The sequence below is a fragment of the Aeromonas sp. R5-1 genome, from assembly GCF_040908265.1.
GTDB lineage: Bacteria > Pseudomonadota > Gammaproteobacteria > Enterobacterales > Aeromonadaceae > Aeromonas > Aeromonas caviae.
In genome coordinates this window covers 21,160-34,909 of record NZ_JBFODJ010000051.1, presented here as the reverse complement: position 1 = coordinate 34,909, position 13,750 = coordinate 21,160, and the positions used below count along the sequence as shown (strand labels likewise).

The following is a 13,750-nucleotide window of genomic DNA, read 5'->3' as shown; positions in this document are numbered from 1 at the left end:
GCTCCTTGTGTCCTGGCACCGCACTAAGCGGATGCCAGGAAAACATGTTTGATCAACAGCTTGTCGATTTCGGGCAGACAGGTGCCGCAGTTGCTACCACAGCCGAGCAGGGCCTGCAGCCCCGCCAACTCGCTCACCCCCTGCCGGGTGATGGCATCGACGATGCGCTGCTCCGAGACCCGCAGGCAGGAGCAGACCAGCCGGCTCTCCCCGGCCAGGGCCTGGCTCAGGGTCTGGCTCAGGGCCCCCGCCTGGAGCGGCGTGCCGAGCAGACTGGCCAGCAGGTCGACCTTGATGTCCGGGCGCCGCGCCCCCACCAGCAGGATCCCCTCGATACGATCTCCGGCCAGGGCCACGGCCAGCCACCCCTCCTTCATGGGCAGCCTGAGCCAGTGCCCCTCGGCCCCCAGCCGTTGCCACAGGCGCTCTGTGCTCTCTGACCAGGAGGCCAGCAGGGTGCAGTTCCCCTCGGGCAGGGGACGCCTGGCCCACCAGTCCACCGGCTCGCGCCACTCACCACGGCCACACCAGAGCCCTTGCCAGCGGGTGAGCTGCGCCCTGGCCTGCATCCGCCCCTGTTTGAACATCGGCTGGCCGGAAAGGGGATCCACCACGGGGGCGATGAGGCGGTTGACCGCCCCCTGGCTGCACTGGCTGTCGGTCCAGTGCATGGGCAGGAAGGCCTCCCCCTCCCTGAGCCCCTCATCCAGCCCCACCAGCAGCAGCGCCTCTCCAAACCCGTTGCAAAGGCGCACCAGGTCCCCCTCCTTCACGCCAAGCGCCAGCAGGCTGGCGGCCCCCATTCGCACCCTGGGCCAGGGCTCGGCCTCCTGCAACCGGGGCACGTGGCCGGTGCGGGTCATGGTGTGCCACTGATCCCGCAGGCGGCCACTGTTGAGGAGCAGGGAGACAGCCCCTGCAAGCGGTGGCGTTTCTGGCTGCTCGGGGAAGCGCTGGGCCAGGGGCAGCAGGCAGGCCCGGCCATCCGGGGTGGCAAAGCGTCCGTCCTCGAACAGGCGGGCCCTCCCCTGGGGCCAGTCGGCGTTGACGGGCCAGCTCAAGGGTTCCAACGCCTCGAATTCGGCACGGGTGAGACCCGCCAGCCCGGAGATGTCGAACTGGCGGGATCCGTCGTTCTCAAACCCGGAGAGGGCGGCATGCTCGCAGAAGATTTCGTGCTCGTGCTCATAGGCGAACCCCTCGCCAAAGCCGAGCCGACGGGCGAGCCGGGTCAGGGCCCACCAGTCGGGCCTGGCCTCCCCCGGCAGGGGCAGGAAGGCGCGCTGGCGGCTGATGGTGCGCTCGGAGTTGGTGACGGTGCCGCTCTTCTCCCCCCAGGCGGCGGCAGGCAACAGCAGGTGGGCGAGGCGCGCCGTGTCGGTGTTGGCCGTCACCTCGGAGACCACCAGCAGCTCGCAGCGGCTCAGGGCCTCGCGCACCCGGTTGCCGTCCGGCAGGGAGACCGCCGGGTTGGTGCCGAGCACCCAGAGCGCGCGGATCTCCCCCCGGTGCACCGCCTCGAACAGCTCGACGGCCTTGTGCCCCGGCCCGCGCACCATGGTCGGGCTTCCCCAGAAGCGCTGTACCCGATCGCACTCGGCCTCGCCAAAGCCCATGTGGGCGGCGAGCTGGGTCGCGAGCCCCCCCACCTCACGCCCTCCCATGGCGTTGGGTTGCCCCGTCATGGAGAAGGGAGCCGCCCCCGGCTTGCCGATGCGACCGCACATCAGGTGGGCGTTGATGATGGCGTTGGCCTTGTCCACCCCCTGGTTGGACTGGTTGATCCCCTGGCAGAACAGGGTGACGGTCTTGGGGGTGCGGGCAAAGAGCTGGTAGAAACCGAGCAGATCGCTGCGGGAGAGGCCGCAGCTGCGGGCCACCTCGTCCAACTGCCAGGCGGGGTCGTCCAGCGCCCCCGCCAACGCCTCGAAGCCGCTCACGTGCTGCGCCACATAGGCCTTGTCCCAGCCATCGACATCGAGCAGGTAGCGGCACAGGCCGTTCCAGAGCGTCACGTCGCTGCCGGGTTTGAGTGCCAGATGCAGATCCCCCTGCTCCGCCGTCATGGTGCGGCGGGGATCCAGCACCACCAGCCTGAGCTCGGGGCGCCGCGCCCTGGCCTGCTGCAGGCGGCGAAACAGCACGGGATGGGTCCAGGCGGTGTTGGCACCGGTGAGCACCACCAGATCGGCGAGCTCGAGATCCTCGTAACAGGCGGGCACCAGATCCTCCCCGAAGGCGCGCTGGTGGGCCACCACCGCCGACGACATGCAGAGCCGGGAGTTGGTGTCCACGTTGGCACTGCCCAGGTACCCCTTCATCAGCTTGTTGGCGACGTAGTAATCCTCGGTGGTGAGCTGGCCCGACAGATAGATGCCGATGGCACCCGGCCCAGACTCGGCCAGGATGGCGGCAAAACGCTCCGCCAGGGTGTCCAGGGCCTCCTCCCAGCCGATGCGCTGCCCCATCCAGCGCGGATAGAGCAGGCGATCGGGAAAGGCCAGGCTCTCCAGCAGGCTGGCCCCCTTGACGCACAGGGCGCCGCCGTTGGCCGGATGCTGCTCATCCCCCTGCAACTGCCAGTTGTCCCCCTCCCGGCTCAGCCGGATGCCGCACCCCACTCCGCAATAGGCACAGGTGGTCTTCATTCCCTCGCTCCTTGTCATGTGTCTGACGAGGGGCCCATAAAAAAAGCGTCCGCCCCCCTGCGGGGACGGACGCCTTTGTCCGGATGCCTCATCGTCTTGTATGGGGAAGTGATTGCAAACCCCGCGCCAGGATGCAAGGGGCGCCGCCATTGCGCATCAGGGGGTCGGGCTGCGCCGCCACGGTGCAGCCGCCCCCTTGTTGGGCCCGCCTTGCGGGAATCCGCCCCGCACGCTGGGCAAGGGGCCCACCGGGGGTATAATGCGCCGCCACACAGGAGAGAGAGATGAAAGTGTCAGATGAAGGCGCTGCCGGGCAGCACCGGGCAGATACCCGGGAGAGAGGGGACTATTGCGCCATCGGGCTGGTCAATCCCAAATCCCCGGAGAACGTGGGCGCCGTGATGCGGGCCGCCGGCTGCTACGGGGCGGACGAGGTCTACTACACAGGGCAGCGCTTCGAGCTGGCACGCCGTTTTGTCACCGACACCAAGCAGATGGTGGAGAAGATCCCCCTGCTCGGGGTCGAGGAGCTGCTGGACTTCGTGCCCGAGGGCTGCACCCCTGTGCTGGTGGATCTGATCGAGGGGGCCACGCCCCTGCCGGATTACGTGCACCCCGAGAGAGCCTTCTACATCTTCGGCCCGGAGGATGGCACCCTGGAACCCGCCCGCTTCGCGGCGGTGAAGGAGGTCATCTATGTGCCGACTCAGGGTTGCATGAACCTGGCCGCCTCGGTCAACGTCATCCTCTATGACCGGTTGGCCAAGACGCTCAGCGCCAAAGGCTGAGGCAGGACAAGACGTTATCTATGTGGCCAGACCGACAGGCTGCATGCACCTCACCGCCTCGGTCAACGTCATCCTCTATGACCGGTTGGCCAAGACGCTCAGCGCCAAAGGCTGAGGCAGGACAAGCGGGGCCCGATGACGGCATCAGGCCCGACAGCTAGGGCTGTGGCTTGTTCGCCCGCACCACCTGCTCCCTGAGAAAGCCCTGGTAGTAGTCGTAGAGCTTGTTCTGCCGATAGATCTCCGCCAGTTTGCCCTGCCTTATCAGGGTGCGCATGCCGGGATCCCAGAGCCCGTGCAACTCCCTGCCCTTCGGGGTATCGGCGAAGATGGGGTAGGTAGGGATCCAGCGCAGGAATACCTGTACCAGCTCGGGGGGAAGGGAGCCTTCGGGGTAGAGGGCGCCGTCGGTCAGGTAGTAGCGGTAACGCCCCTTGATCAACAATTGCAGCGCCATCTCATGGCTGTCTATCTCGAACCAGCGCATCGGCTCCGGGATGAACTTGTCAAAGGCCCACCCCCTCAGCCAGAGCACCTCCTGCTCCTTGAGGCTGTGCTCCCCTGCCCAGTGCGGCAGCCAGCGCTTTTGCATCACCACGCTCACGTAGTCAGCCGAGTCGGGGTAGTCGGGCTGATGGACCCCGGGCACCTCTCCCCGATAGACCCCCATCGCCATGTCCCCCTCCTTTTTCGACACCACCGCCAGTGCCCGTTTGTAAGGCACCATGTGAAGCTTCACCCCGTGCCCCAGGGGTTCATAGATGGCTCGAACCACATCCAGATAGACCCCCTTGCCGTCCCGGTGACAGAAGCCGGGCCAGTCATCGCAATAGACGTGTATGGTGTCTGCCCGCACAAACGAGGTGATCAGCAGGCAACAGAACAGAAAAAGACGAACCATGAATATCCTCAGTGATATGGCACTCGGCAGATGCTCACCGCCGGACGGCCCGTTCAGGCATACAGATAGCATAGAAAAACAGAGTCCCGGCCGACATTTTCCCCATTTTGCGAGCGGGTCGAGGGTTATTGTCGCCCCACAGCGTATCATGGCAAACAAGATTCATTAGTAGCCCAACTTGAGGGGAGATTCTCATGCCAACCATCAAATCCCTGCTCTGCCCCGTCGATTTCTCCGAGATGTCCAGAGCGGTACTCGACTACGCCGTCTTCATGGCCAACACCCACCAGGCCGAGCTCAAACTGGTCCACGTGGTGGATCAGCTGCACGGCTTCGACAGCTACAAGATCCTGCACATGACGGCCATCGAGATCACCCACGAGATGGAGCGTCAGGCCAAGAGCCAGCTCAAGGAACTGGTCGCCTGCCTGCCCATTCCGGCCAAATTCGAGGTCCGTTTTGGCCGCGCCGCCGATGAAATCGTCCTCCAGGCGAAGGAAGACAAGGTGGATCTCGTGGTCATGGGCAGCCATGGCCGCTCCGGCATCAGCCACCTGCTGGTAGGCAGCGTGGCGGAATCCGTGGTGCGCCACGCCCCCTGCCCCGTGCTGGTGGTCCGCAAATAATCCCCGCCTGATGCGCCAAGGCCAGCATATGCTGGCCTTTTTGCTGTTGATTGCCATGAGATGCTCATCGCAGCAGACTCGCGGGCAGGGTCTCAGCCATGGGCATAGATGACGCTCCCTCCCTTGATGGTGTCGATGATGGCCCTGGACTGCTCCCTTGGCAGGGCCGGGCATCCCCAGCTGCGCCCCAGCTTGTCAAATTTCAGCAGATGCCTGGGGCTGGCGTAATCCGCCCCGTGCACCACGATGGCGCGCTTGCGGGCATTGCTGTTCTTGCCGGGACTGAGGCCGTCGAGACGCAGGGAGTAACCGTGCTTGCCCTGATAGGTCTCGGCGGTGCGGTAGACCCCGAGGGAACTTTGCCGGGAATTCATCTGATTGGAGAACTGGCGGGCGGCCAGCTCCCCCGAATTGCGGCCGTGGCTGACCCAGGTGTGGTAGAGCAGCTTGTGGCGCTTGACGTCGATGACGAACAGCCGGCGCATGGTCGAGGGCTTGCTGTAGTCGATGATGGTTAGAATGGGTTTTCGCTTGTGGCGCACGCTCTGGTAACCGTCCAGGGCCTTGCGAAACACGCGGCTGTCGAGTTTGCCCGCCAGCCCGAGCTGACGATAGAGATCCTGGTCCCAACTGGCGTGGCTGGCGCCGCTGAAACAGAGCGCCCCCAGCAGCAGTGGCAGGCTCAGCCAGAGGCTGCCCCACCACGCACTCCTATCCCGTTCCTTCATCCTTGAAGTTGCTCCCCTTGCTGTCGGTGGCCTGATGCCCCGGGTGACACCGCATCCTGCTGGATAGTTATATGCAAGCCATTGATTGCGAGCAATAAAAAAGCACAAAAATGCCGACCTGAGTCGGCATTGTCCTGCTTGCTGAGCGTGCCTGGATCAGGCACGGCTGAGATAATCCGCCTGCCCCACCCACTTGTAGCTGGTGAGTTCGGTCAGCCCCATGGGGCCACGGGCGTGAAGCATCTGGGTCGAGACCGCCACCTCGGCCCCGAGGCCAAACTGGCCACCGTCGGTGAAGCGGGTGGAGGCGTTGACATAGACCGCCGCCGAACCGGCCCCGTTGACGAAACGCTCGGCATTGGCGAGGGAGTTGGTCAGGATGGCATCGGAGTGGCCGGCGTTGTGCTCGCGCATATGGGCGAGCGCCTCGTTGACGTCCGCCACCACCTTGACCCCCAGGGTCAGCCCCAGCCACTCGGTGTCGAAATCTTCCGGCCCCGCGTCGCACAGGTTGTCGCTGCCAGCCAGCAGCGCCATGGCATTGGGCGCGCCCACCAGGGTCACCTTGCGCTCGTTCATCAGAGCCACCAGTTGCGGCAGCAAGGTGGCCGCCACCTTCTCGTGTACCAGCAGGGTATCGAGGGCGTTGCAGGCGGAGGGGCGCTGCACCTTGGCGTTCTCGATGACCGCCAGGGAACGCGCCAGATCGGCGCTCTCGTCCACGAAGATATGGCTGATACCGAACCCGCCGATGATGACGGGGATGGAGCTGTTCTCCTTGCACATCTTGTGAAGACCCGCGCCGCCGCGGGGGATGATCATGTCCACGTAGCGGTCGAGGCGCAGCAACTCGGCCACCAGCGCCCTGTCCGGGTTGTCGATGTACTGCGCCGCCGCCTCGGGCAGGCCGGACGCCGCCAGGGCATGCTGGATCACCCGCACCAGCTCCAGGTTGGAGTGGAAGGTCTCGCGACCGCCGCGCAGAATGCTGGCGTTGCCGGTCTTGAGGCAGAGGCTGGCGATGTCGATGGTGACGTTGGGGCGCGCCTCGTAGATGACGCCGATGACCCCGATGGGCACCCGGCGACGGGAGAGGCGCAGGCCATTCTCCAGCACCCGGCTGTCGATTTCGGCCCCGACCGGATCATCCAGGGTGATCACCTTGCGCACATCCGCCACTATGCCGGCAAGGCGCGCCGGGTTGAGCAGCAGGCGATCCAGCATGGCTTCCGTGAGCCCCGCCTCGCGCCCGGCGGCGATGTCTTTCTCGTTGGCCGCCAGGATCTGGGCACTGCGTGCTTCCAGTTCATCGGCGATGGCCGCCAGCGCCCGGTTCTTCTGTGCCGTGCTGACGGTGGCCAGTTGATAGGCGGCTTCACGGGCCGCCTGCCCCATTTTCTCCAGACTCATCACAGTTCCCTTTTGTTCATGCGGTGCCGCCCTGTTCAGAGCAGCACCATGTCATCACGGTGGATGGCCACGGCCCCATAGCCGTAACCCAATACCTGTTCAATCTGATCCGAGTGGACACCCCGCAGCCGATCCAGCTCCAGATGGTCGTAACGGCAGATACCGCGAGCCAGCTCGCTCCCCTTGGGATCCAGGATACGCACCACGTCGCCACGCACGAAATCGCCCTTCACCGCGACGATGCCCTTGGGCAGCAGGCTGGAGCCCTTCTCCTGCATGGCGGCCACGGCCCCCTGATCCACCTGCACTTCGCCGTGAGGAGGGGGCCCTGCCAGGATCCAGCTCTTGCGCCCTTCCAGGGGGGATGCCAGGGCAGGGAACAGGGTCCCCACCCGCTCCCCGGCGGCGAGGCGGCCGATCACTTCCGGGATCTGGCCGGTGGCGATCACCACGTCCACCCCGGCCCGGCGCGCCACGTCGGCCGCCTGCAGCTTGGTGGCCATGCCACCGGTGCCAAGGCCGCTCACGCTGTCACCGGCAAGGGAGCGCAGGGTGTCGTCTATGGTCTGCACCTCTTCGATGAGCTGGGCATCCGGGTTGGTGCGCGGGTCGGCGGTGAAGAGCCCCTTCTGATCCGTGAGCAGGATCAGCAAGTCCGCATCCGCCAGGATGGCGGCACGGGCGGAGAGGTTGTCGTTGTCCCCCACCTTGATCTCGGCGGTGGCCACGGCGTCGTTCTCGTTGATGACGGGGATGATGCGGTGATCGAGCAGAGTGCGCAGGGTGTCGCGGGCATTGAGGTAGCGCTCCCTGTCTTCCAGGTCGGCGCGGGTCAGCAGCATCTGGCCGATGTGCAGCCCGTAGAGGTTGAACAGGTCCTGCCATACCCGGATGAGCTGGGTCTGACCCACCGCCGCCAGCATCTGTTTGTTCGGCAGGGTAGGCGCCAGCGGAGGGTGGCCCAGATGCTCGCGACCGGCGGCGATGGCCCCCGACGTGACCAGCACGACACGGTGCCCGTGTCGATGCAAGGCGGCACATTGTCTGACCAGCTCGACCATGTGGGCACGGTTGAGGCGGGCAGATCCCCCGGTGAGCACGCTGGTGCCCAGTTTGACGACTATGGTTCTGTTTTCCATGGGAACGAAGGGTTAGAAAAGTAAGGAATCCCTTTATACCCACGGCCCCCCTGCCCTGCAAGGCAATTAAGCCTCGCCAGGCAGTTGCGGGCTCGGTGACAAAGCATCGGGGTACCCCGCACCGGGAAGATGCGGGGCTTGGGGATCAGGCTGCCGTCACGCTCAGTTCGGCGGTCACCTGCTTCGCGGGGGAGAGGGTGCACTCCAGCTGGGTCAACTTGCCGCTGATGAGCTTGTAGAAATGTTGCAGGGTGCGTTCCACTTCCGCCTGATGCTTCTTGGGCAGCGCCTTGTCGATCCACTCCCCGTCCGCGTTGTAGAACCCCGTCTGATAGTGGTAGCTGAAGCTGTGATCCGCCTGCTCCAGCACCAGCCACCAGCCCCAGAACTCCCGCTTGTCCGGAGCAGGCTTGGCGCTGACACAGACGGACAGGCAGTCAAAGCGGTAGCGGCCCTCCTCGCACAGGTCTTCACGCAAATAGGGGCCAATGGCCGCGAACTGCCGCAGCAATCGCTTGTAAGTCACTCTTTCTGACATGCTAACCTCCCTGTTGAACAAGCCATACCATCACATGATGATGTTACATTTTTAGTTTTATATCATGTACATAAGTGCTTTTTGAGCCAATCTACCGTCTCTTTCAGTGCCTCGTCATAGACCTCGAGCAGTGGCTGCTTGTCAAACACCACCGCCTTGCCGTTGCGACTCGCAGCGGCCAATGCCCGGACATCCTGCTCGGGACAAATAAAATCTTTCTTGTGCCCGATACTCAATATCGGCACGGAAGTGCGACTCCCCAGCAATCCCTGGGTCTTGAGGGAGAAGACCTGGCACTTGGTGCGCAGCAGATCCCACTGGGCCGCGTCCGCCCCCAGCCGGTTCGCCAGCCCGTCGCGCATCATGCGCGGGCAGCGGGCGAACATCTCCTGATTGGTGAACACCTGGTTGATGCCGGCACCGATGCAGACCACGGTCCGAAGCTTGAACGGCTCGACGAAGGCGAGACGGGCCGCCACATTGCCGGCGAGGCGGAACCCCACCATGGCGATGCGCTGGTGATCGACCCAGGCTACCTCCGAGAGGTAGTTGAGCACCGCCTGGTGCAGGCGGCTGGTGTCCTGCACCAGGGGCCAGTGCTCGGCATAGCCGGTGCCCGGCATGTCCAGGGAGAGCATCCCGATGCCGTGGGGCTCGAGACACTTGAAATAGAAGTTGAGGAAGTCCACCTGAAGCGAATCGATGCCACCGCTGACGATGACCAGGGGCACAGGTTTCTCGGTGGTGGGCAGATGCAGGTAGCCCTGGATGGTCTTGCCCCGAAACGGGACCTGCAACTCCTTGAGGGGCACCTTGAACAGGCGCCCGGCCTCGCGATAGGCCATGTTGCCGAGCAACTGGGCCTGATCCGCCAGCTCGTCGTGCTTGAGGTGGGGGTAGCTTGCGATGGAGTAGTAGCGCACTGCCTTGAGCAGGCTCTTCAGCGCCGCGGCGCGATCCCCTTCCCCCAGCAGCGTCCGCCCCGTATTGAAATAACGGCCGGCAAGCTGGCTCCACTCATAGACCCAGTTGCCGGGCACATAGCCCTTGATGGTGTCCAGATAGCGTTCGTGACTGCGCTCCCCCTGCCCCATGGCGATGTGCGCCAGGGTCTGCTCCACCTCGACGGGATCGGCCCCCTGCCAGGCCCAGGTCGGTCTGCGCAGCAGGCGATACCAGCGGGGCGACAGGGCGCCATCGATGAAGCTGTCAGACAGTGCGCTGTCTTGCTCGTCGACGGGGCTCGAGTTGGAGACTTCGGAAGTTTCCAATACCTTTTTGACCCGGGTAAACAGCTTTTCCGTCAGATTGGTATCGTCGTTTGGTTCCAAAATGGTGGCTCTTCTGTCTCAAACAATGTCCCATCTTAACCACTTTTCACATCGAGCAGCCACACCAGAAACGCATTGAGCCCCAAAAGGGGCTCAATGTGGTCAACCTTGCATCACGACGGATCAGTCCGCTCCCGAATGCCGGGGAGTCACTGGTAGCGACCGGTGCGGCGATTACGCTTCGTCGCAGATCGGCTTGGCGAACTCCAGCGCCATGTCCCAGGGCTGTTCAATCCAGGTATCCTGCGGAATAGCGACTTCGAAGTCATCCACAAGGGGTTCGCCCATGGGCTTGGCGAAGATGGTGATGAACTTGGCTCTGGGGTAGAGCTCGCGGATCGCCTTGGCGGTGCCGCCGGTGTCCACCAGATCGTCCACCACCAGCCAGCCTTCGCCGTCACCTGCGGTGGTGGCAGCCTTCACCACCACCAGCTCGCGCTGGTTGTCGTGGTCATAGCTGGAGATGCAGAGGGTTTCGACATTGCGAATGCCAAGTTCGCGGGCCATCAGGGCCGCAGGCACCAGACCACCGCGGCTGACGGCGATGATCCCTTTCCACTGGCTGACAGGCAGTTGACGACGGGCCAGACGGCGCGCTTCGCGTTGCAGGTTATCCCACGATACATAGAACTTTTTTGGCATGCTATCGATCTCAACGAGTTATAAAGCAATCACTTATGAGGCGAAACCCGGCAAAGAGACGGGTTCAGGTCAATTCTGGCACCCCGTTTCCCGAATTTTGCTTGCACTTTTTCGTGCCTCGGGGCTGACGCCTCGGCGGCAAAAACGGATGCAATGCGAACAGGGATGGGGTGTAGCTGGCGGCCATGTCGGGTGGACTCCCGATCTCGGGCCGGCTGTTGGGCCGGTATGATAGCACTCTTTATGGATAAATTGAGCGGCAAACGTATGCGAAAAACAGGAAATGTCCGCCATCTTCCGCTCTGTCGCCCTTTTGGGAGGGCTCCGGCGACACCGACAGGTTAGCCGTTTGACACACATTCCATGACATTCGGGCAAAAAAATAGCAGGGGGAGGAGAGGTTCCTCACACACCTGCTGCTGTTACCTGTGACGCCTGCGAGCCTTAACGGCGGGTAGCGTAGGGATTCGGGTAGTTGAAACCCTGGGTATAGAGAGATTGGGCAAACCAATAGGTTGAATTGCTGCCTGACATCATAAACTCCTGATTGCTTAACAAGTTACGTACCTTAATGCGGGTTCACATCCTTGAACTGACACTCGGTTCCATGGAGGCGCACTTGCTTTGCTTCGGTTCCCTGGAGGCATTGATTGTCATCCTGACAAGTGGGCTGGCCACGGCGGCTAATTTACCACCCGGCGCCCAAAAGACAATATTTTTGTGACTGGCATCACAAAATTGATGTTGTGCTGACACGAATAAGGCAGGTAGTGAAGTTCGCCATCCATGCTCCCTTTCCCAGCACAAGCAGAGCGTCATTTGCGCTGATCGCTCACATTTTTGCGTGATTGACTGTATTATCGTTATCCTCTTCCCCGGCCCGCAGAGTGGGGCCCGACATTTTCCATGCTGGTAAGGAGTCCCGACGTGGCACAGCTCAGTTCTCTGTCTCCCAAGTTGATTTGGCAATTCTTCGAGCAGATCTGCTCCATCCCCCACCCCTCCAAGCACGAAGCCCAACTGAGCGCCTGGATCGTGGCGTGGGCCCAGGGAGAAGGCCTGGCGGTCAAGCAAGATGCCGTCGGCAACATCATCATCAAGAAACCGGCCACGCCGGGGATGGAAAACCGCAAGGCCGTGGTGCTGCAAGCCCACATCGACATGGTGCCCCAGGCCAACGCCGACACCCAGCACGACTTCACCACCGATCCCATCGATGCCTACATCGACGGTGAATGGGTCACTGCCCGCGGCACCACCCTGGGCGCCGACAACGGCATGGGCATGGCTGGCTGCCTGGCCGTGCTGGCCGACAAGACCATCAAGCACGGTCCGCTGGAAGTGCTGCTGACCACCGACGAAGAGACCGGCATGACCGGCGCCTTCGGTCTGGAAGCGGGCTGGCTGGAAGGCGAGATCCTGCTCAATACCGACTCCGAAGAGGATGGCGAAGTCTACATGGGCTGCGCCGGCGGGGTGGATGCCAATATCCGCTTCCCCCTGGAGCGGGTCGCTGCCACCGAGGGTGAAGGTTTCGAGCTGCAGGTCAAGGGCCTGCGCGGCGGCCACTCCGGGGTCGACATCCATCGCGGCCGCGGCAACGCCAACAAGCTGCTGGTCCGTCTGCTCAAGGCCGCCGAACCGCTGGGGGTGCGCCTTGGCGATCTCAGTGGCGGCACCCTGCGCAACGCCATCCCCCGCGAGGCCCGCGCCAGCCTGCTGGTGCCCGCCGCCAGCGTGGCTGACTTCAAGGCCCTGGTGGACCGCTACGCCGGCATCTATCAGAGCGAGCTGGCCGCCACCGAGGCCAACCTCACCGTGCTGCTCACCGCCCGGGAGAAACCGGCCCAGCTCATGAGCGAGTCCCTGCAAAGCCGCCTGCTGGATGCCCTGATGGCCTGCCCGAACGGGGTGATGCGCATGAGCGACGCCATCCCGGGCGTGACCGAGACCTCCACCAACCTGGGTGTCATCAAGACACTCGAGGGGGAAGTCTATGTGCAGTGCCTGATCCGCTCCCTCATCGATTCCGGTCGCGAGAACATCGAGCAGATGACCCGCTCCCTGTTCACCCTGGCCGGCGCCAGCTGCGAGTTCACCGGCGCCTACCCGGGTTGGGCCCCGAACGTCGACTCACCGGTCATGGCACTGGTGCGAAGCAGCTACCAGACCCTGTTTGGCGAGATGCCGAACGTCATGGTGATCCACGCAGGCCTCGAGTGCGGTCTGTTCAAGAGCGCCTACCCGGACTGGGACATGGTCTCCTTCGGCCCGACCATCCGTGGCGCCCATGCACCGGGGGAGAAGGTACACATCCCGGCGGTCGAGCGTTTCTGGCAACTGCTGGTTCACGTGCTGGAACATATCCCGGCCAAGTAAGCCAGCTCACGACCATACCGATGCCCCGCCCCGTGCGGGGCATCTTTTTTGTGCACCCTCCTCGGCCACCTCTCTCATATCCCCGATTCCACGCGCGGCCCTGGCTTGAAATCGTATCCATGAACAGGTCTGCATTTGAAAACCTTTTCCATGATTTATGTAAATTTACAACACAAAAAGTTGATCCAGCTCACATATGCCCCTAGGATCAGAACGTGACCAAGGTCACACAACCCATGAACCACAGAGAAACGAGGTCATCATATGTTCGAGAATCTGGCAGTGCTGTTCCACCTGAAGGGTGCAACCAGCAAGAAAGGTGCTGAAGAGAAAGACACTTATGCGCCTGCAACCCGCAATTACTACTTCCGTTATGGCGCCTGATATCGCCTGTCCGGAAGTTGAAATTAGCAACGTAATAAAACTACAAAACAACTCAGCAATCCACACAGCAGCCACCCCCATCGGGGCGCTGTCCTGCCCGGGCCAGAATTTCCACGGCCAAACCTGAACTCCAACCATGAAGATGGGGCCCGCAGGCCCCATTTTTTTATTCCGTTTCCGCCTCTATTGCGCCTCCTCGGTGCCACCTTGCAGCGATGCCGGTCGCGACGTGGCGG

The 13,750-nt window shown here is 63.2% G+C and carries 12 protein-coding genes; 4 read left to right on the top strand and 8 right to left on the bottom strand.

Annotation, left to right across the window (positions count from 1 at the left end; all coding sequences use genetic code 11):
- Nucleotides 1–23: 23 nt before the first annotated feature.
- Nucleotides 24–2,648, bottom strand: a complete 2,625-nt coding sequence (locus AB5Y64_RS07370) for a nitrate reductase (protein WP_039040341.1) — start codon at nt 2,646–2,648, stop codon at nt 24–26.
- A 284-nt stretch (nt 2,649–2,932) separates the two neighbouring features.
- On the opposite strand from AB5Y64_RS07370, the gene AB5Y64_RS07365 reads away from it, so the two are divergent.
- Together AB5Y64_RS07365 and AB5Y64_RS07360 are read left to right on the top strand one after the other, a co-directional pair.
- Nucleotides 2,933–3,436 (top strand): RNA methyltransferase, encoded by a 504-nt coding sequence (locus AB5Y64_RS07365; protein WP_039040342.1) that lies wholly within the window; start codon nt 2,933–2,935, stop codon nt 3,434–3,436.
- A 22-nt stretch (nt 3,437–3,458) separates the two neighbouring features.
- The gene (locus tag AB5Y64_RS07360) at nt 3,459–3,551 is read left to right on the top strand and encodes an RNA methyltransferase (protein ID WP_162483103.1); all 93 of its coding nucleotides are present in this window, start codon (nt 3,459–3,461) and stop codon (nt 3,549–3,551) included.
- 42 nt (nt 3,552–3,593) lie between these two features.
- On the opposite strand, the gene AB5Y64_RS07355 is transcribed toward AB5Y64_RS07360, so the two are convergent.
- Nucleotides 3,594–4,337: a hypothetical protein gene (locus AB5Y64_RS07355; RefSeq protein WP_039040343.1), complete on the bottom strand. Its 744-nt coding sequence runs from the start codon at nt 4,335–4,337 to the stop codon at nt 3,594–3,596.
- Between the two features lie 194 nt (nt 4,338–4,531).
- Between AB5Y64_RS07355 and AB5Y64_RS07350 the strand changes: the two genes are divergently transcribed.
- Nucleotides 4,532–4,963 (top strand): universal stress protein, encoded by a 432-nt coding sequence (locus AB5Y64_RS07350; RefSeq protein WP_010675457.1) that lies wholly within the window; start codon nt 4,532–4,534, stop codon nt 4,961–4,963.
- A gap of 92 nt (nt 4,964–5,055) precedes the next feature.
- Here the strand turns inward: AB5Y64_RS07350 and AB5Y64_RS07345 are convergent, their stop codons facing one another.
- The 6 genes from AB5Y64_RS07345 to gpt form a co-directional block, all read right to left on the bottom strand.
- Nucleotides 5,056–5,691, bottom strand: coding sequence for a murein L,D-transpeptidase catalytic domain family protein (locus AB5Y64_RS07345; protein ID WP_039040344.1), 636 nt, complete (start codon nt 5,689–5,691; stop codon nt 5,056–5,058).
- Nucleotides 5,692–5,847: 156 nt separating this feature from the next.
- On the bottom strand, nt 5,848–7,104 hold the full coding sequence (locus tag AB5Y64_RS07340; RefSeq protein ID WP_324606585.1) for a glutamate-5-semialdehyde dehydrogenase: 1,257 nt from the start codon (nt 7,102–7,104) through the stop codon (nt 5,848–5,850).
- A gap of 32 nt (nt 7,105–7,136) precedes the next feature.
- A complete protein-coding gene (gene proB / locus AB5Y64_RS07335) occupies nt 7,137–8,240 on the bottom strand; it encodes a glutamate 5-kinase (protein WP_010675460.1) in 1,104 nt (367 codons plus the stop codon).
- A gap of 145 nt (nt 8,241–8,385) precedes the next feature.
- On the bottom strand, nt 8,386–8,778 hold the full coding sequence (crl, locus tag AB5Y64_RS07330) for a sigma factor-binding protein Crl (RefSeq protein WP_039040346.1): 393 nt from the start codon (nt 8,776–8,778) through the stop codon (nt 8,386–8,388).
- 62 nt (nt 8,779–8,840) lie between these two features.
- The gene (frsA, locus tag AB5Y64_RS07325) at nt 8,841–10,109 is read right to left on the bottom strand and encodes an esterase FrsA (RefSeq protein WP_010675462.1); all 1,269 of its coding nucleotides are present in this window, start codon (nt 10,107–10,109) and stop codon (nt 8,841–8,843) included.
- A gap of 174 nt (nt 10,110–10,283) precedes the next feature.
- Entirely contained in the window at nt 10,284–10,751 is a 468-nt protein-coding gene (gene gpt / locus AB5Y64_RS07320) for a xanthine phosphoribosyltransferase (protein ID WP_039040347.1), read from the bottom strand.
- 927 nt (nt 10,752–11,678) lie between these two features.
- Here gpt and AB5Y64_RS07315 point away from each other — a divergent pair.
- Nucleotides 11,679–13,130 carry an aminoacyl-histidine dipeptidase gene (locus tag AB5Y64_RS07315; protein ID WP_039040348.1) on the top strand — a complete coding sequence of 484 codons (1,452 nt, stop codon included), beginning with the start codon at nt 11,679–11,681 and terminating at the stop codon, nt 13,128–13,130.
- Nucleotides 13,131–13,750: the final 620 nt, after the last annotated feature.

What these genes read in the sequence shown, in the direction of transcription:
- AB5Y64_RS07370 (WP_039040341.1), bottom strand. Translation starts at nt 2,648, where the DNA reads ATGAAGACCACCTGTGCCTATTGCGGAGTGGGGTGCGGCATCCGGCTG.
- AB5Y64_RS07365 (WP_039040342.1), top strand. Translation starts at nt 2,933, where the DNA reads ATGAAAGTGTCAGATGAAGGCGCTGCCGGGCAGCACCGGGCAGATACC.
- AB5Y64_RS07355 (WP_039040343.1), bottom strand. Translation starts at nt 4,337, where the DNA reads ATGGTTCGTCTTTTTCTGTTCTGTTGCCTGCTGATCACCTCGTTTGTG.
- AB5Y64_RS07350 (WP_010675457.1), top strand. Translation starts at nt 4,532, where the DNA reads ATGCCAACCATCAAATCCCTGCTCTGCCCCGTCGATTTCTCCGAGATG.
- AB5Y64_RS07345 (WP_039040344.1), bottom strand. Translation starts at nt 5,691, where the DNA reads ATGAAGGAACGGGATAGGAGTGCGTGGTGGGGCAGCCTCTGGCTGAGC.
- proB (WP_010675460.1), bottom strand. Translation starts at nt 8,240, where the DNA reads ATGGAAAACAGAACCATAGTCGTCAAACTGGGCACCAGCGTGCTCACC.
- crl (WP_039040346.1), bottom strand. Translation starts at nt 8,778, where the DNA reads ATGTCAGAAAGAGTGACTTACAAGCGATTGCTGCGGCAGTTCGCGGCC.
- gpt (WP_039040347.1), bottom strand. Translation starts at nt 10,751, where the DNA reads ATGCCAAAAAAGTTCTATGTATCGTGGGATAACCTGCAACGCGAAGCG.